Annotated in this window: 19 protein-coding genes; 16 read left to right on the top strand and 3 right to left on the bottom strand. The window is 68.0% G+C overall.

Annotated elements, in window-relative coordinates; genetic code table 11:
* The first annotated feature begins 29 nt into the window (after positions 1-29).
* The 13 genes from nirK to trhA all read left to right on the top strand — a co-directional run bounded on the left by nirK (position 30) and on the right by trhA (position 12301).
* Positions 30-1553: a copper-containing nitrite reductase gene (nirK, locus tag EAH75_RS09235; RefSeq protein ID WP_140648341.1), complete on the top strand. Its 1524-nt coding sequence runs from the start codon at positions 30-32 to the stop codon at positions 1551-1553.
* A 1-nt stretch (position 1554) separates the two neighbouring features.
* Entirely contained in the window at positions 1555-2316 is a 762-nt protein-coding gene (locus EAH75_RS09240) for a formylglycine-generating enzyme family protein (protein ID WP_140648342.1), read from the top strand.
* A gap of 10 nt (positions 2317-2326) precedes the next feature.
* Positions 2327-2896, top strand: a complete 570-nt coding sequence (locus tag EAH75_RS09245; protein WP_140648343.1) for an SCO family protein — start codon at positions 2327-2329, stop codon at positions 2894-2896.
* 186 nt (positions 2897-3082) lie between these two features.
* On the top strand, positions 3083-4336 hold the full coding sequence (locus tag EAH75_RS09250) for an alginate export family protein (protein ID WP_140805228.1): 1254 nt from the start codon (positions 3083-3085) through the stop codon (positions 4334-4336).
* Between the two features lie 74 nt (positions 4337-4410).
* Positions 4411-4695, top strand: coding sequence for a DUF2249 domain-containing protein (locus EAH75_RS09255; protein WP_140648345.1), 285 nt, complete (start codon positions 4411-4413; stop codon positions 4693-4695).
* Positions 4676-5929 carry a hypothetical protein gene (locus tag EAH75_RS09260; RefSeq protein ID WP_140648346.1) on the top strand — a complete coding sequence of 418 codons (1254 nt, stop codon included), beginning with the start codon at positions 4676-4678 and terminating at the stop codon, positions 5927-5929. Before EAH75_RS09255 ends, EAH75_RS09260 begins: the two co-directional genes overlap by 20 nt.
* Complete coding sequence (locus EAH75_RS09265; protein ID WP_140648347.1) at positions 5926-6345, top strand: putative zinc-binding protein; 420 nt, start codon at positions 5926-5928, stop codon at positions 6343-6345. Before EAH75_RS09260 ends, EAH75_RS09265 begins: the two co-directional genes overlap by 4 nt.
* On the top strand, positions 6326-7186 hold the full coding sequence (ubiT, locus tag EAH75_RS09270) for a ubiquinone anaerobic biosynthesis accessory factor UbiT (RefSeq protein WP_140805230.1): 861 nt from the start codon (positions 6326-6328) through the stop codon (positions 7184-7186). The genes EAH75_RS09265 and ubiT overlap by 20 nt, the downstream gene beginning before the upstream one ends.
* Positions 7187-7221: 35 nt before the next feature.
* Positions 7222-8247, top strand: a complete 1026-nt coding sequence (nadA, locus tag EAH75_RS09275) for a quinolinate synthase NadA (RefSeq protein WP_140648349.1) — start codon at positions 7222-7224, stop codon at positions 8245-8247.
* The gene (locus EAH75_RS09280) at positions 8244-9692 is read left to right on the top strand and encodes an L-aspartate oxidase (protein WP_140805232.1); all 1449 of its coding nucleotides are present in this window, start codon (positions 8244-8246) and stop codon (positions 9690-9692) included. Before nadA ends, EAH75_RS09280 begins: the two co-directional genes overlap by 4 nt.
* Positions 9693-9826: 134 nt before the next feature.
* The gene (fabA, locus tag EAH75_RS09285; protein ID WP_140648350.1) at positions 9827-10342 is read left to right on the top strand and encodes a 3-hydroxyacyl-[acyl-carrier-protein] dehydratase FabA; all 516 of its coding nucleotides are present in this window, start codon (positions 9827-9829) and stop codon (positions 10340-10342) included.
* A gap of 1 nt (position 10343) precedes the next feature.
* Positions 10344-11552 (top strand): beta-ketoacyl-ACP synthase I, encoded by a 1209-nt coding sequence (gene fabB, locus EAH75_RS09290; protein ID WP_140648351.1) that lies wholly within the window; start codon positions 10344-10346, stop codon positions 11550-11552.
* A 98-nt stretch (positions 11553-11650) separates the two neighbouring features.
* Positions 11651-12301: a PAQR family membrane homeostasis protein TrhA gene (gene trhA / locus EAH75_RS09295; protein WP_140648352.1), complete on the top strand. Its 651-nt coding sequence runs from the start codon at positions 11651-11653 to the stop codon at positions 12299-12301.
* 10 nt (positions 12302-12311) lie between these two features.
* Here trhA and EAH75_RS09300 read toward each other — a convergent pair whose 3' ends face one another.
* From EAH75_RS09300 to EAH75_RS09310, 3 genes are all read right to left on the bottom strand, one after another.
* Entirely contained in the window at positions 12312-13193 is an 882-nt protein-coding gene (locus EAH75_RS09300) for a U32 family peptidase (RefSeq protein ID WP_140648353.1), read from the bottom strand.
* 11 nt (positions 13194-13204) lie between these two features.
* On the bottom strand, positions 13205-14203 hold the full coding sequence (ubiU, locus tag EAH75_RS09305; RefSeq protein WP_140648354.1) for a ubiquinone anaerobic biosynthesis protein UbiU: 999 nt from the start codon (positions 14201-14203) through the stop codon (positions 13205-13207).
* A gap of 114 nt (positions 14204-14317) precedes the next feature.
* Positions 14318-14704: an ArsR/SmtB family transcription factor gene (locus EAH75_RS09310; protein ID WP_140805420.1), complete on the bottom strand. Its 387-nt coding sequence runs from the start codon at positions 14702-14704 to the stop codon at positions 14318-14320.
* A 167-nt stretch (positions 14705-14871) separates the two neighbouring features.
* Here EAH75_RS09310 and EAH75_RS09315 point away from each other — a divergent pair, with 167 nt between their 5' ends.
* The 3 genes from EAH75_RS09315 (at position 14872) to EAH75_RS09325 (ending at position 16970) form a co-directional block, all read left to right on the top strand.
* A complete protein-coding gene (locus EAH75_RS09315) occupies positions 14872-15078 on the top strand; it encodes a YgaP family membrane protein (RefSeq protein ID WP_140648355.1) in 207 nt (68 codons plus the stop codon).
* Between the two features lie 28 nt (positions 15079-15106).
* Positions 15107-15490, top strand: a complete 384-nt coding sequence (locus tag EAH75_RS09320; protein ID WP_140648356.1) for a DUF302 domain-containing protein — start codon at positions 15107-15109, stop codon at positions 15488-15490.
* Positions 15491-15662: 172 nt separating this feature from the next.
* On the top strand, positions 15663-16970 hold the full coding sequence (locus EAH75_RS09325) for an NAD(P)/FAD-dependent oxidoreductase (protein WP_140648357.1): 1308 nt from the start codon (positions 15663-15665) through the stop codon (positions 16968-16970).
* Positions 16971-16990 lie beyond the last annotated feature (20 nt).

Below are 16990 nucleotides of genomic sequence, written 5' to 3' on the forward strand. Positions count from 1 at the left end.
GCTGGCAGCAGATCCCAGGGAGAACGTTGATGACACGTCCGCACCTTTACCTCGCCGCCGCTGCGATGCTTGCGCTGGCGGCATGTTCTGGCAAACCATCTGCCTCGTCCGGCCCGGCCGCGACTGCAGCCACACCCACCGCCAGCACCTCCGTCGCCTCCGAGCGCGGCGACTTCGGCCCACCGCAGGGCGAGCCGATCCACGCCGTGCTGACCAGCCCGCCGCACGTACCGCCACCGATCCATCGCAACTATCCGGCCAAGGTCATCGTGGAGCTGGAGGTGATCGAGAAGGAGATGCCGATTTCCGAGGGCGTTAGCTACACGTTCTGGACCTTCGGCGGCACCGTGCCGGGCAGCTTCATCCGCGTGCGCCAGGGCGACACGGTGGAGTTCCACCTGAAGAACAACCCCAACAACAAGATGCCGCACAACATCGACATGCACGGCGTGACCGGCCCGGGCGGCGGCGCCGCATCCAGCTTCACCGCGCCGGGGCACGAGTCGCAGTTCACCTTCAAGGCGCTCAACCAGGGCATCTATGTGTACCACTGCGCCACCGCGCCGGTGGGCATGCACATCGCCAACGGCATGTACGGCCTGCTGCTGGTCGAGCCACCGGAGGGTCTGAGCCCGGTCGACCACGAGTACTACGTGATGCAGGGTGACTTCTACACCACCGGCAAGTACCGCGAGAAGGGCCATCAGCCGTTCGACATGGAGAAGGCGATCGACGAGCGTCCGACCTATGTGTTGTTCAACGGCAAGGAAGGCTCGATCACCGGCGACAACGCGCTGACCGCCAAGACCAACCAGAACGTGCGCCTGTTCGTGGGCAACGGCGGCCCGAACCTGGTCTCCAGCTTCCACGTGATCGGCGAGATCTTCGACAAGGTGCAGCCCGAGGGCGGCACGGTGGCGCAGCACAACGTGCAGACCACGCTGATCCCGTCCGGCGGTGCCGCGATCGTGGAGTTCCACACCGACGTGCCGGGCAGTTACGTGCTGGTCGACCACTCGATCTTCCGCGCCTTCAACAAGGGCGCGCTGGGCATCCTGAAAGTGGACGGCCCGGAGAACAAGTCGGTCTACTCGGGCAAGGAGGTGGACTCGGTCTACCTGGGCGATCGCGCCGGCAGCAACCTGCAGGCCGTGACCACCGCTGCCACGGCGCATGCCGCCGGTACGCTGACCAAGGAAGACCAGATCGCCGCGGGCAAGCAACTGTTCGCCGGCACCTGCTCGGTCTGCCACCAGGCCAACGGCGAAGGCTTGCCGAATGTGTTCCCGCCGCTGGCGAAGTCTGATCTTCTCGCGGCTGATCCCAAGCGCGCCATGACCATCGTGACGCACGGCCTGACCGGCAAGGTCACCGTCAACGGTCACGAATACGATTCGGTGATGCCACCGATGTCGCAGCTAACCGACGATGAAGTGTCCAACATCCTGACCTACGTGCTGAACAGCTGGGGCAACCCGGGTGGCCAGTTCAGCAAGGACGAGGTGGCCAAGGCACGCGCGGCGGCGACACCGGCACCGGCGGCGGCGCACTGAGATGCGCGCATTGGCACTGGTCTGTCTGGGCCTGTTGCTGGCGCTTCCGGCAGTGGCGGCGGATTACGTCGCCCTGCCGGGAGGGCGTTTCACCAGCGTGTTGCCGGCGGACGGCAAGGCGGCCGCGGCGCAGGTCGCGCCATTCCGTCTGCGCACCGAGCTGGTCACCAATGCCGAGTTTCTGGCCTTCGTGAAAGCCCACCCGCAATGGCAGCGCGACAAGGTCGCGCGCATCCTTGCCGACGCGCGTTACCTCACGCAATGGGCCAGCACCGATACGCTGGGTGACGAAGTGCTGCCGCGTCAACCGGTGACCCGGGTCAGCTGGTTTGCCGCCCAAGCCTATTGCGAAAGCGAGCAGGCGCGTCTGCCGAGCTGGTACGAGTGGGAGTTTGCGGCAGCGGCCGATGCCACCCGCCGCGATGCACGCGCCGACCCGGCCTGGCGCGAAAGCATCCTGGGCTGGTACTCGCGGCCTTCCAGCACGGCGCTGCCGGAGATCGGCGGCGCCGCCAACGTCTACGGCGTGCGCGACATCAATGGCCTGGTGTGGGAGTGGGTCGACGATTTCAATGCGCTGATGGTCGCCAGCGACAGCCGCGACCAGGGCGATCCGGACCTGCTGAAGTTCTGCGGCGCCGGTGCACTCAGCATGCAGGAAAAGGAAAACTACGCAGTGTTGATGCGCATCGCGATGCTGTCCGCGATGAAGGCCGCCGACACCACCAACAACATGGGCTTCCGCTGCGCGAAGTCCGATTGAGGAACCCGTCATGAAACGTCTGCTGTCCTCTCTTGCGATGCTCCTGCTGCTGGGCGGCAGCGCCCACGCAGCCCAGCCGCTGCCCGGTGATTCGGTCTATCAGTTGCCGGTGCAGCTGACCGGCCAGGACGGCCGGCAGCAGATGCTGTCGGCGCGGCGCGGCCGGCCGCAGCTGGTGACGATGTTCTATACCTCGTGCAAGATGGTCTGCCCGCTGATCATCGACAGCCTGCGGCTGACCCGCAATGCGCTGGACCCGGCGATTCGCTCGCAGATCGACCTGCTCGCGGTGAGTTTCAATCCGGCCAGGGACGATGTGGCCACCCTGCAGGGCTATGCACTGAAGCGCCATCTGGACCCGCGCGTCTGGACTCTGGCCCGCGCCGAACCGGCGCAGGTGCGTCAGCTTTCCGGCGTGCTCGGCCTGCAGTACCGGCAATTGCCGGATGGCGAGTTCAACCACAGCAGCGAGTTGATCCTGCTCGACGCCGAGGGCCGCATCGCGGCGCATACCAACGTGATCGGCAGGCTCGACCCGGCCTTCGTCAAGGCGATCACCGAGACCGTTTCCAGGCACTGAGCCTCCCGCGATATGGACGTCTGTACGTCCGTCGTGCATCGAAGCGCCGCCGTCATGGCGGCGTTCTCGTGTGCATGGCCGTGGCGTGTTGTCACAGCTGGCCTATTCATCGAGCCGGCCTGACCGCGGTCAATTTGTCGGTGCCCTGGTGTGCGCAGACTGCGCACATCCACAAGGGGAACCACGATGAAAACGACACGCAGGATTCTTTCCGTCGCATGCCTTCTGGCCACGGCGATGACCGCGCCATCGGTCTGGGCCGACGGCGCCGGCACGCAGGCAGCGCCGGTCAACGCGCCGCTGCAACTGGAGTGGGACGCGCGTCTGCGCCACGAGCAGGTCGACGACGACGCCTTCAGCCACGACGCCAATGCCGACACCTTGCGGCTGCGGCTCGGCCTGCGCGCGAACTTCGGCGATGGCTGGAACGCGTTGCTGGAAGGTGCCGGCGTGGCCAGCGCCGGTCAGCACTACAACAGTGGTGCGAACGGGCGTACCGCGTATCCGGCGATCACCGACCCGCGCGGCAGCGAACTCAACCAGGCCTGGCTGGGCTGGCAGGGCGATGCGTTCGGCGTGACCGCGGGCCGCCAGCGACTGCTGCTGGACAACCAGCGCTGGGTCGGCAACAGCGGCTGGCGACAGCACGAGCAGACCTACGATGCGGTGGCGCTGCAATGGCAGCCGCTGGCCGCGTTGACGGTGCGTTATCACTGGCTCGATCGCGTGCACCGCGTGGCCGGCCGCGATGCGCTCAACCCGCTGGCGCGCGAGCGCCGGCTGAATACCCACCTGTTGAACGCCGCGTGGACGCAAGGCGCGCAGCAATGGGTGGGCTATGCCTACCTGCATGAAGACCGCGACGTGGCCAGCGCGTCCAGCGAGACCTATGGCCTGCGCTGGAGCGGCAAGGCACTGCACGATGGCAACGGTCCGGGCTGGACGCTGGAGGCAGCGCGGCAGGTCGACTACGCCAACAACCCGTTGCACTTTGCGCACAGCTACTGGTTGCTCGAACCGACATGGACGCTGCAAGGGTTCACCGCCAAGCTGGGCTGGGAGCATCTGGGCGGCAACGGCCAGCATGCCTTGCAGACGCCGCTGGCCACGCTGCACGCGTTCAATGGCTGGGATGACCAGTTCAACGTGACGCCTGCCGGCGGCCTGGAAGATCGCTATGTGGGCGTCGGCGGCAACCTCGGTCGTGCCGGCCTCGTCAGCAAGCTGGGCTGGGTGGTGTCGTACCACGACTACCATGCCGATCGCGGTGGCCGTTACGGCAGCGAGTGGAATGCGTCGCTGAGCTTTCCGCTGGCAACGGGCCTCACGGGCCTGATCAAGGTGGCGGACTATCGCGCCGACGGTCTGGGTCGCGACAGCGCCAAGCTGTGGCTGCAACTCGAATGGCGTGGACAGCAGGCGTTGGCGAACGCACATTGACCGATGGCAGCCTTGCTGCGGGTGCGTTGACCCAGGTCAGCGCGCCCGCGCTCGCGCTGCGTTGATATAGCGCCATGCAAGCTATCCAGTCGTTGTACCCGCACCGCGCCGACAACGCCGCGCCGGCCGAACTCGATCTGCGCGGGCTGCCGTCACCGGAGCCGATGTTGCGCGCGCTGGCAGCAGCCGACGCGCTGCTGCCAGGGCAGGCGGTGCAGGTGCTCACGCCGCTGTTGCCGATACCTTTGCTCGATGCGTTGGCGACGCGCGGGCTGTACACGTCGGCGGTCACGCTGCCGGGCGGCACCGCTCGGGTGTTGATCCGCCGCCGGGATGATGATGGCCCGGCTGGCGCTTGATCAGGCACCTGCGGTCTCGTTGCCGCGCCGCTTCCTGCTGAGTGCGCCGCTGTGGGGCATGCTCGCCGGCCTGTTGTTGTTCGTCGACGGTGATGCCTTGCTGCGCTCACGCTGGCATCCGGCCACGCTGGCGCTGGTGCATGTGTTCACGCTCGGCGTGCTCGGCAACGTGATGTTCGGCAGCGTGCTGCAGTTTCTTCCCGCGGCTGCCGGAGTGCGGGTGCGTGGCAGCATGCTGTTGGGAGTGCCGCTGCATGTCCTGTTCAATCTCGGCGCGCTGCTGCTGGTGGCGGGACTGCATCAGAGCTGGCGTGCGGCGCTGCTTGGTGCCGCGGTGCTATTGCCGCTGGCTTTCATGCTGCTCGCCGCTATGACCTTGCCCGGCCTGCTGGCAGCGATCGGGCAGCGGCTGCTGCGCGCGGGGCTCGGCGTGGCGATCGGGTTCGGCGTGCTCGCTGCGCTGCTCGGTGGTGCACTGGCGCTGGCTCTTGCAGACGGGTGGGCGTGGCCGGTGGGCGCGCTTGTCGACGTGCATGCCAGCTGGGGCGTGCTGGGTTGGATCGTGGTGTTGCTGGCTAGCGTGGCGCGGGTGGTGATGCCGATGTTCCAGGGCACCGGAACGCTTCCCGCTCGGGTGCAGGCGCTGTGGCTCGGCAGCACGCTGGTGATGCTGTCCGGCGCAGCGTGGTGGCGCTTGACTCACGCCGATGGCCGCTGGCTGATCGGTACGGTGGCGTTGCATGCAACGCTGTTTGCATGCGCCGCCCTGTGGCTGCAGTGGCGCGCGCCACGGCAACGCCGCAGCCCGCTGCTGTGGAGCTGGCGCGCCGGTTTGATCGTGCTGTCGCTGGCGGCGCTGGCACTGGTCGCCGGGCCGCGTGGCGGACTGCTGGCCGCGGTGCTGGGGCTGGGTATCGCCTTGCCGCTACTACTGCTCGGCATGGCGCTGGAGATCGTCGCCTTCATCGGCTGGATCGAGTTGCACCGGGTGTGCGGTCGCGGCGTGCAGCTACCCGGTGTGCAGCGCCTGCTGCCCGACAGCGACAAACTCGGTGTGCTGCTGGCGCAACTGCCGCTGCTGCTGTTGCCGGCCGCGGCGCTGTGGCCCTCGGTATGGCTGACCCGCGCCGCCGGGTTGGCGCTGCTGTTCGCGTGGCTGGGCGTGTGGTCGGCGCTGCGCGGCGTACGCAGACGCGCGAATGGTTTTCTGTTGACGTTGGAGGATCGCCCGTGAGCGCGAAGTTGCCGCTGGTCTATTCCTGTTCCGGCTGTTCGAGTGCGGCGCAGATGGCCAACCATCTGGCGCTGAAGCTGGATCGCGAAGGCATCGCCGAGATGTCCTGCATCGCCGGCGTCGGTGGTGGCGTCACCGGTCTGGTGCGCACGGCGCAGAGCGGGCGTCGCATCCTCGCGCTGGATGGCTGCGTGCTGAAATGCGCCTCGGCCTGTCTTGCGAATGCAGGCGTCGTCGCCGACACGCACCTGGTGCTCTCCGACTACGGTGTGCGCAAGCGCCAGCATGCCGATTTCAATCTCACCGAGGCGCAGCAGGTATACGCGGCCGAGGTGCGCCTGGCGGCGCAGGCACTACTTGAGGCGATGACCGCCGGATCACCCATGGAGCCAACCGATGTTGCTGCCCAACCCTGAGCGTCTCGCGCTGGCGCACATGCGCGGTGCGATCGACCGTGTCGACGATGGCCTGATCGTGTTGCTCGCCGCACGCCGTCGGCTGGTGCGCGTGGTGGCGGCGCTGAAGCCGCGTGCCGGCGTGCCGCCGCGTGACCTGGCGCGCGAGCGGCAGGTGCGCACGCGCACGCAGTCGCTGGCACATCGGCTGGATCTGCCAGCGGATACCGCGGCGGGTCTGCTGGACCTGGCGATCGTCGATGCCTGTCGCCAGCAGGGCATGGCGATTGACCTCGATCAAGGCGCGCTCGCGCCGTCTCCCGCCATGATGCAGCCCATCATGCCCGACACGCTTCGCTCCGAATCCCGCGCACTGCATTGGTTGCGCCTGCTGCCACCGCCGCGCCGGCTCGCGCCGCTGCTGCGCGCGCTGCCACAGCGCTGGCAACGCAACCTGCTGGAGCGTGCGATGGCGCGCGTGCTCGCCGTGCCGCTGCAGGACGGTACGCTGGATTTCATGCGCGGTCGCCGGCTCGGGATCGAGGTCAGCGACCTGCAACTGTGCTGGGTGCTGGAGTGGCGCGATGGACGCTTGTGCGTCGGCGATGGCGTACCTGAAGCCAGCGTGCGCGGCAGTGCCACCGATCTGCTGCTGCTGGCCAGCCGGCTGGAGGATGCCGACACGCTGTTCTTCCAGCGCGCGCTGGAGTTGACCGGCGATACCGAGCTCGGCCTTACCGCGCGCAACCTGCTGGAGCGATTGCCGTGGGAGTCGGTGCCGCTGGGACTGCGCATCGCGCTGAACCGCGGCGCGCGCTTCGCCCGCGCTGCCCGCGCCGCACACCGCGGCGAAGCCGTCTGAGCCATCCCGTTTCCCTCCCCTGAAAAGCGATCACGATGACCGCCTCCGCAACGCTGCCCGTGCCGGTCTGGCGCGACGAACTCGAACACGAGTACGCCGCGCTGGCCGAGCGCCTGGAACCGCTGGTGCCGTGTCTGGAAATATCCCTGCACCTGCCGTGGATCGACGCCATCAACACGCTGAAGAAGCAGCGCGGTGCGGTGATCATGGCGCACAGCTACCAGTCGCCGGAGATCTTCCACGGCGTGGCCGACATCACCGGCGATTCGCTCGGGCTGGCGCAGGCCGCCGCCGACTGCGACGCCGACCTGATCGTGTTGTGCGGCGTGCACTTCATGGCCGAGAGCGCAAAGATCCTGGCGCCGGGAAAGACCGTGCTGATTCCAGACCTCGAAGCCGGCTGCTCGCTGGCCTCGTCGATCACTGCCGCCGATGTGCGTGCGCTGCGCGCGCAACACCCCGGCGTGCCGGTGGTGAGCTACGCCAACACCTCGGCCGCGGTGAAGGCGGAGTCCGATGCGATCTGCACCTCGGCGAATGCGGTGCAGGTGGTCGAGTCGATGGGCGCGGGCAAGGTGATCTTCCTGCCCGACGAGTACCTGGGCCGCCACGTCGCCAGCCAGACCCGGGTCGAGCTGGTGCTGTGGCATGGCCGCTGCGAGGTGCACGAGAAGTTCACCGCGCAACAGGCACGGCACGCGCGCGAACAGTTCGACGCGATGCTGGTGGCGCATCCGGAGTGTCCGCCGGAGGTACTCGCTGAGGCGGATTTCGTCGGTTCCACCACGGCCATGGGCAAGTGGCTGGAACGCGAAAAGCCGGCACGCGTCGCGCTGATCACCGAGTGCTCGATGGCCGACAACCTGCGCGCGCAGTTCCCGGCGACGCAATTCATCAAGCCGTGCAACCTGTGCCCGCACATGCAGCGGATCACCCTGCCGAAGATCTACGAAGCCCTGCGTGACCTGAGGCATGCCGTGGAGGTACCGCCGCACGTTGCCGTGCGTGCCCGCGCGGCGCTGCAGCGGATGCTGGCCGTGGGCCGGCGCGAAACCGTGTGAGGCGCGAACGTCGACCCATCGTGGTGGTAGGCGGTGGTGTGGCCGGTCTGGTCACGGCGCATGCCGCGGCGCCGGCGCCGGTGCGCCTGCTGTGCCGTGCGCACGACGGCAGCGGCAGCGCCAGCGCGCTGGCGCAGGGTGGCATCGCTGCCGCGATCGAACCGCACGACAGCACTGCTGCGCACGCTGGCGACACCATCGAGGCGGGCGCCCGGCACAACGACGCGACCGCGGTGCAATGGCTGACCGGCGAGGCGCCGGGCACGATCGCCTGGTTGCAGCAGCAGGGCGTGCGGTTCGATCGCGGCGTCGACGACAGCCTGCAGCTGGGTCGCGAGGGCGGCCATGGCGCCGCGCGCATCGTGCACGCCGGCGGCGACGCCACCGGTGCGGCGCTGGTGCGCGCGTTGCGCGCCAGGGTGCAGTCGTCGGCGCATGTGCAGTGGCGCGGTGGCGTCGATGTCGACGCGCTGTTGTTGCGCGATGGTGCCGTAGTCGGCGTGCGCACCTGCGACGAGCGCGGCCGCCGGCAACACATGGAGGCCGCCGCCGTGGTGCTCGCCACCGGCGGCATCGGTGCGCTGTTTGCGCACACCAGCAATCCGGTCGGTGCGGACGGTGCGGGGCTGGCGCTGGGCCTGGCCAGCGGCGCCGCGTCGCGCGATCTGGAGTTCATGCAGTTTCATCCCACCGCGCTGGATGTCCACGGCCATTGCCTGCCGCTGATCACCGAGGCTCTGCGCGGCGCCGGTGCGCGCCTGCTCGATGCCGCCGGGCAACCGCTGATGCGCGGCCTGCATCCGCTCGGCGATCTGGCGCCGCGTGATGTGGTGGCCCGCCGCGTCTGGCAGATGCAGCGCGAGGGCGGCAAGGTCTGGCTCGATGCGACGGCGGTGAGTGGCGACTGGAACCTCCGCTTTCCCACCGTGCTGGCGGCGTGCCTGGCGCATGGTCTTGATCCACGGCAGGTGCCGCTGCCGGTGACGCCCGCCGCACATTTCCACATGGGCGGCATCGCTACCGACTTGGATGGGCGCAGCACATTGGCCGGCCTGCACGCGGTGGGCGAGGTCGCCTGCAACGGCGTGCATGGCGCCAACCGGCTGGCCAGCAATTCGCTGCTGGAAGGGGTGGCGTGCGGTCGCCGGCTCGGCGCCGCGCTGGCGATTGCCGCGCCGGTGCGCAGTGGGCCGGGCAGCCACCGCTGGGTCGAGCGTGGCGACGGTTTGTCACCGGCATCGCTGGCCGCGTTGCGCACGCTGCTGTGGCATGCCGCCGGTCCGGTGCGCGAGGCATCGTCATTGCGCGACGCATGGCGTGCCTGTGCGGCTGCCGCGGACGCCGGCTGGCAGATGCGTCTGGCCAGGTCGCTGCTGCGCGCGGCCGCGTTGCGCCGGCGCAGCCTCGGCGCGCATTGCCGGCTTGATCGCGGCTGCTCCGGCTGAAGCGGTGCGCTGCGGCGATATGCCCCACGCCGCAACGCCCGCCGTGGCCATTACCAGTGGCGCTGGTGACTCTCGTCAAGACGCGCGCAGACGCAGTTGTGCATACTGCAGCTTCCTCACCCAGCGAGCCTTCCATGACACGTCCATCTTCGTTCGATTACGAACAACTGCTGGCCTGTGGCCGTGGCGAACTGTTCGGCGACGGCAATGCGCGACTGCCCGCGCCGCCGATGCTGATGTTCGACCGCATTTCCCATATCGCCACCGAAGGCGGGGCGTATGGCAAGGGATTGATCCACGCCGAATTGGACATCCATCCGGAGCTGTGGTTTTTCGGCTGCCATTTCATCGGCGATCCGGTGATGCCCGGCTGCCTCGGGCTCGATGCGATGTGGCAGCTCAGCGGCTTCTTCCTGCCCTGGCTGGGTGAACCTGGTCGCGGTCGCGCGCTGGGCGTCGGCCAGGTGAAATTTTCCGGGCAGGTCATGCCGACGGCGAAGCTGGTGCGCTACGAGATCGACATCCGCCGCGTGATGCGCGGCAAGCTGCGGCTGGTGATCGCCGACGGCAAGACCTTCGTCGACGATCGCCTGATCTACGAGGCCAGCGACATGCGCGTGGGCCTGTTCCAGTCCACCGAGGGCTTTTGAGATGCGCCGCGTCGTGGTGACCGGCATGGGCATCGTGTCGTGCCTGGGCAACCAGCCGGCGACGGTGTCGAGCGCGCTCCGAGAAAGCCGCAGCGGCATTCGCGCGATGCCGGGCTACGCCGAGCTTGGCCTGCGCAGCCAGGTGGCGGGCGTGCCGGAGATCGACCTGGACGCCGAGATCGACCGCAAGCTGCGCCGCTTCATGGGTGACGCCGCCGCCTACGCCTACGTGGCGATGCGTTCGGCGATCGCCGATGCCGGGCTGGCCATCGAGCAGGTGTGCCACCCGCGCACCGGCGTGATCGCCGGCTCCGGCGGCGGCTCGCCGCGCTGGCAGATCGAAACCGGTGACCTGCTGCGCAACAAGGGCGTGCGCAAGGTCGGCCCGTTCATGGTGCCGCGCACGATGTGCTCCACCGTGTCGGCCACGCTGGCTACCGCGTTCGGCATTCTCGGCCTGAGCTACTCGATCGCCGCCGCCTGCGCCACCTCGGGGCATTGCATCGGCGCCGCGGCGGACCTGATCCGGCATGGCGCGCAGGACGTGATGCTGGCTGGTGGCGGCGAAGAGGAGCACTGGGGCATGACCGCGCAGTTCGACGCGATGGGCGCGCTGTCCACCGGCAGCAACGACACGCCGCAGCGGGCATCGCGCCCGTACGACGTCGCCCGCGACGGCTTCGTCATCGCCGGTGGCGGCGGCATGCTGGTGCTGGAGGAATACGAGCATGCCCGTGCGCGCGGCGCGCATATCCATGCCGAGCTGGTCGGCTACGGCGTCACTTCCGACGGTGCGGACATGGTGGCGCCGTCCGGCGAAGGCGCGGTGCGCTGCATGCAGATGGCGATGGCCGACCTGCGCGCGCCGATCGACTACCTCAACACGCATGGCACGGCCACACCGCTGGGCGACATCGTCGAGCTGCAGTCGGTGCGCAAGGTCTTCGCCGATGCGGTGCCGCCGCTGTCCTCGACCAAGGCGCTGACCGGTCATTCGCTCGGCGCGGCCAGCGTGCACGAGGCGATCTACAGCCTGCTGATGCTCAACGAAGGTTTCATCGCCGGCTCGGCCCATATTGACGAGCTTGACCCGCGCGCCGAAGGGTTCCCGATCGTGCGTGCGAGCCGCGATGCGCAGCTGCACACGGTGATGTCGAACAGCTTCGGCTTCGGCGGCACCAACGCCAGCCTGGTGTTCGCCAAGGTGTGATGGCAACACCTGCGCTGCCGCCGCAGGGCCCGCCAGCGGGTCCTGCACACGGGCGGCCACCCTTGCCTTTCACCACTCCCATCCTCCGGAAGAGCGCCATGCCATCCATCCCAGCCTCACGCCCATCGACCTTTGGCGAGGAACTTGCCAACAGCATCAGTCATGGCCTCGGTGTGTTGCTGGCCATCGTTGGCTTGCCGGTACTGATCGTCAACGCGGTGCGCATCGGCAGCACCGCGGCGATGGTGGGGGCGGCCGTGTTCGGCGGCAGCGCGATCCTGCTGTACATGGCCTCGACGCTGTATCACGCGGTATCGCACGAGCGGGCCAAGGCGTGGCTGCAGCGGCTGGACTACGGCGCGATCTATCTGCTGATCGCCGGCACCTACACGCCGATCGCACTGGGCGTGTTGCGTGACAGCTGGGGCCTGGCCCTGCTCGGCGTGATCTGGAGCCTGGCGCTGCTCGGGCTGGTGTTCAAGCTGGTGGTGGGCGCGCGGTTCGAGCGGCTGTCCACCGCGCTGTATGTGGCGATGGGCTGGATGGCGCTGATCGCGATCCGGCCGCTGTGGCTGCATATGCCGACGGGCGGGTTGATCCTGCTGTTCGGCGGTGGCGTGGCGTATACGCTGGGCGTGGTGTTTTTCATGCTGCACGAACGGCTGCGCTACAGCCATTTCATCTGGCACCTGTTCGTGCTGGCCGGCACCGGCTGCCACTACGCCACGGTGTTGCGTTACGCGTACTGAGCGGCGGCGTTCATGCCGGCGCTTCGGTCATGCGCATGCCCGGCTCGCCGTGCCAGTAGCCGTTGCGCGCGCCGATGCGTGGCGGCGCCACCGGTGAGCGGCGGGCGAGGTGGAAGTGCGCCACCATCTCGGCCATGCCTTCGGCCTGCGGATACAGCCGCAAGATGTCCACGCCAAGTTCGCGCAGCACCGGCAGCTCGGGGCCGAGGTCGGTGATCTCCTCGCCCTGGATCTGGATGCCGTTGATGCGCAGGAACGGCCGGCCCTCGCGGGTGGCCAGCGGCATGCCGTCGGGATAGTCGATGCAGCGGAAGCCGCACTGGTCTTTCGCCACGTCTAGTGCGCGTGCGGTGAAGCAGCGTGCGGAGAAAGCCAGCGGCAGCCGGCCGAACGCGATCACTTCGAGCTCGGGCATCGTCCTGCCTTCGGCCTGCATCGCCTCGCGCAATTCGCGCAGCAAGGTGTGGCCTTGTTCGACACCCGGCACCCAGCGGCGCAGGCCGTCTTCCATCAGCATCGCCAGCGCCTGGTGGTTGTACACGTTGAGCGTGGGGCCGGCCACGAACGGCACGCCGCGCTCGCGACACAGCTGCACCGCGGACAGGTCGTTCGCCTCGATCCAGCAGTCGCCGTGATCGACCAGCCGCTGCAGTGCGCCCAGTTCGGACTCGGCTTCGATCAGCGCCAGCGAGGACAGCACGATCTGCTTGCCGCTGCGGGCAAGCTCGGCGGCCAGCGCGATCCAGTCGCGCGTACCGAGTTCGCGCCGCTTGCTGCATACCGTCTCGCCCAGATAGATGACGTCGACCGGCCAGTCGGCGGCCTCGCGGTAGAACGCCAGCGTGCGTTCGCGCGGCCAGAAATACTGCAGCGGTCCGAGGCTCAGTTTCATCGTCGTCATCGTCAATGCCAGGAGCGGTGATAGGGGCCGAGCGTGGTCTGGTGACCCTCGGCGTGTTTCGACAGCGACTGCTGCCAGCCGGGCTGCAGGCTCCAGCTGGCGGGAGCGTCGCGGTAGCGGTCCAGCGCCGCACGCCAGGTGCGGGTGACCGAACCCACATACGCCACGCCGCGCTGGCGCCCCTCGATCTTCAGCGCCGCCACGCCGGCCTGCGCCAGTCGCGGCAGCAGCTCCAGCGTGTTCAGGCTGGTCGGTTCCTCCAGCGCGTGGAAGATCTCGCCGCCGACTTCGAAGCGGCCCTTGCACACGGTCGGATAGCCGGCCGGTTCGCGCGGTTCGAAACGGTCCATCAGCACCTGGTTGAGGCGCACGCTGCGGCGGCCGTCGTCGTGTTCCTCCCAGCGCACGAAGCTGGCCGGCGAACACACGCCGTGGCGGTTCGGCGAGGCGCCAGTGACGTAGCTGGACAACTGGCAGCGGCCCTCGACCATGATGCACAGGCTGCCGAACGCGAACACCTCCAGCGGCACCGGCGAGCCTTCGCACAGGCGTTCGACCTGCTGGATCGACAGCACCCGCGGCAGCACCGCGCGGCTGATGCCGAAGCGCTCGTAGGCATAGCGCAGCGCCGGCGCGGTGGTGGCCGAACCTTGTACCGACAGATGCCGCTTGAGTGATGGATGCGTGCGCGTGGCGTAGTCGAGCACGGCCATTTCGGCGGCAATGATCGCGTCGCAGCCGAACTCGGCGGCCTTGTCCACCGCGCTGTACCACTGCGGCAGGCGCGCGCTGTCGGGATAGGTGTTCAGCGCCAGGTAGACCTGCCTGCCGCGCTGGTGCGCGTAGGCGATGCCATCGCGCAGTTCGTCGTCGCTGAAGTTCAGCCCGGGGAAGGCGCGGGCGTTGGTCTGGTCGCGGAAGCCCGCGTAGACCGCATCGGCGCCGGCGTCGATCGCCGCTTGCAGCGCCGGCAGGTTGCCGGCAGGACAGACCAGTTGCATGAGCACCTCGAAGCTGGGAGTTCGGGGCGCATCGTGGCGGTTGCCCGGGGCGGCTGCGTTGACGTGGATCAGCCCGGATCGTGTCGGAGGACCGATCCTGACCGAACGGACGCGTCAGCCGGTGCGGCGCGTGCGACCGGGTGCCGACCGCGCGCGCCGGTTCCTTGCACCGCGCGAGTCGGTGTCGGTTGCGCAGTAGATGCCGTACAGCGTGGCGATGATGGCGTGCGCGGGGCCCGCGGGCAGGGTGTACCAGACGGTTTGCGCTTCGCGCCGGGTACTGACCAGGCCTTCGTCGCGCAGCCGGGCCAGGTGCTGGGACAGCGCCGACTGGCTGAGTTCGGGCAGTTGCTCGTTGATCTGTCCCACCGACATCTCGCCGTCCAGCAGCAGGCACAGCATGCGCAGTCGCTGCGCATTGCCCAGCGTCTTGAGCAGCTGCGAGGCCTCTTCGGCGCGCGACTGCATGAGGTCCAGATCCGCATCGGCCGGCATGTTCATCGGGTGAACCTTCTTGGTGTGTGCGATTGCCTGTTTCATGGAGTTGACTTTACCATGGAAGTCTAATTAAGATAAGTCTAATTTAGATGAAATTGATTTGTCCGGACGGACCTGGCCAGCGGCTGCTGGCCTCCCGCCGGTTTCCACCCCATCGCAGGAGTTCCGCCATGAATGTCGATCGCATCGTTCTGGGTTTCGCCGGCACCGTCGTGCTGGTGGGTATCGCGCTGGCGCATTTCGTGGCGCCCGGCTGGATCTGGCTCCCGGTGTTCGTGGGCGCCAACCTGCTGCAGTCCTCGTTCACCGGCTTCTGCCCGCTGGCGATGCTGCTGCGCAAGCTGGGCCTGAAGCCCGGTTGCGCCTTTCCGTCCTGAGTGGCATTGCGTCGAGCCGAGGTGAACCATGTATTACATCGTTGAAACAGCCAAGACGCCGGAACAGGCCGCCGCGGACCTGGCCGAAGCGGTCGTACGCAACGGCTTCGGCGTGCTGCACGTGCACGATCTGGGCGCCACCCTGCGCAGCAAGGGCGTCGCGTTCGAGCGCCAGTGCAAGGTGTTCGAAGTGTGCAATCCGCAGCAGGCGGCCAGCGTGCTGGCGGCGGACATGCGGCTGAACATGGCGCTGCCTTGCCGCATTTCGGTCTACACCGACGGCGGCAAGACCTGGATCGGCATGATCCGGCCGGTGCCGATGCTGGGCATGCTCTCGACCGATCCCGCTCTGGTGGCGACGGCGGGCGAAGTGGAGCAGGTCGTCACGCGCATCATCGACGAGGCCCGGTGAAGTGCCGCGGCCGTGCCGGCGTCCCGCGGCGCCGAGACCAGGTCCGATCCCTGCGCGAAGTCCATGCGGGTCTTGCCGGCACCAGCCATTGCCCGCCGAGTTGACCAGGCTCAAGTCCTCCCCGGCCCTGATGGCACATGCTGTCAGCATCCCCTCTGAGCAGGAGACTGCCATGTGCGACGTCGTCATCGTTGGTGCGGGTCTGGGCGGCATGAGCGCCGCCTATGAAATCAAGGCCGCGTTGGGGAGTGCCCATCGCGTCACGGTGGTCGGTGAGGGTGGCCTGTTCTCGTTCACGCCATCCAACCCATGGGTCGGCATCGGCTGGCGCGAGCCTGCCGATGTGCAGATCGATGCCGCGTCGGCGCTGGGCCGGCACGACATCACGTTCGTCGACTCGCCGGCCAGCGCGGTTCGTCCGACGGAAAACCGCGTGCAGCTGCAGGATGGCCGCGAGCTGCAGTACGACTACCTGGTCATCACCACCGGTCCGCGCCTGGCCTTCGACGAAATTCCGGGGCTGGGACCGCTAGCCGGTTACACGCAATCGGTCTGCACCACGGCGCATGCGACCGCCGCCTGGAAGGCATACGAGGAGTTCCTGAAAGCGCCCGGTCCGGTGGTGATCGGCGCCGCGCAGGGTGCGAGCTGCTTCGGTCCGGCCTACGAGTTCGCGATGATCCTCGACACCGATTTGCGCCGGCGCAAATTGCGCGATCGGGTACCGATGACGTTCGTCACGCCGGAGCCGTACATCGGCCACATGGGGCTCGGCGGCGTCGGCGATTCCAAGGGCTTGCTGGAGAAGGAGCTGCGCCAACGCCATATCAAGTGGATCACCAACGCACGCATCGACAAGGTCGAACCCGGAGTGATGCAGGTCAGCGAGCATGACGCGCACGGCCAGGTGCTGGAGACTCACGCGTTGCCGTTTGTCTACTCGATGGTGATCCCAGCGTTCACCGGCGTGGCCGCGGTACGCGGCGTCGAGGGACTGGTCAATCCGCGCGGCTTCGTGCTGATCGACAAGCACCAGCGCAATCCGGCGTTTCCGAACATCTTCTCCGCCGGCGTGTGCGTGGCGATCCCGCCGGTGGAGGTGACGGCAGTGCCGACCGGGGCGCCCAAGACCGGCTTCATGATCGAATCCATGGTCAGTGCGCTGGCCGCCAACATCAAGGCCGCCATCGACGGCAAGCCCGCCACCGCCGAGGCGACCTGGAACGCGGTGTGCCTGGCCGACATGGGCGACAGCGGCGCGGCGTTCGTGGCCATTCCGCAGATCCCGCCGCGCAATGTCACCTGGGCGAAGCAGGGCAGGTGGGTGCATCTGGCCAAGGTCGCATTCGAGAAATACTTCATGCGCAAGATCCGTTCGGGCAACACCGAGCCGGTCTACGAAAAGTACGTGATGAAAGCCCTCGGCATCGAGCGGCTCAAGCCGGGGACCCAGCCCGGTGGCGCGATTCCACCCCGATGACACACCGAGAGTCCATTTCC

Origin of the sequence: Rhodanobacter glycinis (assembly GCF_006438785.1) — a bacterium.
GTDB lineage: Bacteria > Pseudomonadota > Gammaproteobacteria > Xanthomonadales > Rhodanobacteraceae > Rhodanobacter > Rhodanobacter glycinis_A.

Coding starts and splice junctions, on each gene's coding strand:
- nirK (WP_140648341.1), top strand. CDS start 30: ATGACACGTCCGCACCTTTACCTCGCCGCCGCTGCGATGCTTGCGCTG.
- EAH75_RS09240 (WP_140648342.1), top strand. CDS start 1,555: ATGCGCGCATTGGCACTGGTCTGTCTGGGCCTGTTGCTGGCGCTTCCG.
- EAH75_RS09245 (WP_140648343.1), top strand. CDS start 2,327: ATGAAACGTCTGCTGTCCTCTCTTGCGATGCTCCTGCTGCTGGGCGGC.
- EAH75_RS09250 (WP_140805228.1), top strand. CDS start 3,083: ATGAAAACGACACGCAGGATTCTTTCCGTCGCATGCCTTCTGGCCACG.
- EAH75_RS09255 (WP_140648345.1), top strand. CDS start 4,411: ATGCAAGCTATCCAGTCGTTGTACCCGCACCGCGCCGACAACGCCGCG.
- EAH75_RS09260 (WP_140648346.1), top strand. CDS start 4,676: ATGGCCCGGCTGGCGCTTGATCAGGCACCTGCGGTCTCGTTGCCGCGC.
- ubiT (WP_140805230.1), top strand. CDS start 6,326: ATGTTGCTGCCCAACCCTGAGCGTCTCGCGCTGGCGCACATGCGCGGT.
- nadA (WP_140648349.1), top strand. CDS start 7,222: ATGACCGCCTCCGCAACGCTGCCCGTGCCGGTCTGGCGCGACGAACTC.
- fabA (WP_140648350.1), top strand. CDS start 9,827: ATGACACGTCCATCTTCGTTCGATTACGAACAACTGCTGGCCTGTGGC.
- fabB (WP_140648351.1), top strand. CDS start 10,344: ATGCGCCGCGTCGTGGTGACCGGCATGGGCATCGTGTCGTGCCTGGGC.
- trhA (WP_140648352.1), top strand. CDS start 11,651: ATGCCATCCATCCCAGCCTCACGCCCATCGACCTTTGGCGAGGAACTT.
- EAH75_RS09300 (WP_140648353.1), bottom strand. CDS start 13,193: ATGAAACTGAGCCTCGGACCGCTGCAGTATTTCTGGCCGCGCGAACGC.
- ubiU (WP_140648354.1), bottom strand. CDS start 14,203: ATGCAACTGGTCTGTCCTGCCGGCAACCTGCCGGCGCTGCAAGCGGCG.
- EAH75_RS09310 (WP_140805420.1), bottom strand. CDS start 14,704: ATGAACATGCCGGCCGATGCGGATCTGGACCTCATGCAGTCGCGCGCC.
- EAH75_RS09315 (WP_140648355.1), top strand. CDS start 14,872: ATGAATGTCGATCGCATCGTTCTGGGTTTCGCCGGCACCGTCGTGCTG.
- EAH75_RS09320 (WP_140648356.1), top strand. CDS start 15,107: ATGTATTACATCGTTGAAACAGCCAAGACGCCGGAACAGGCCGCCGCG.
- EAH75_RS09325 (WP_140648357.1), top strand. CDS start 15,663: ATGTGCGACGTCGTCATCGTTGGTGCGGGTCTGGGCGGCATGAGCGCC.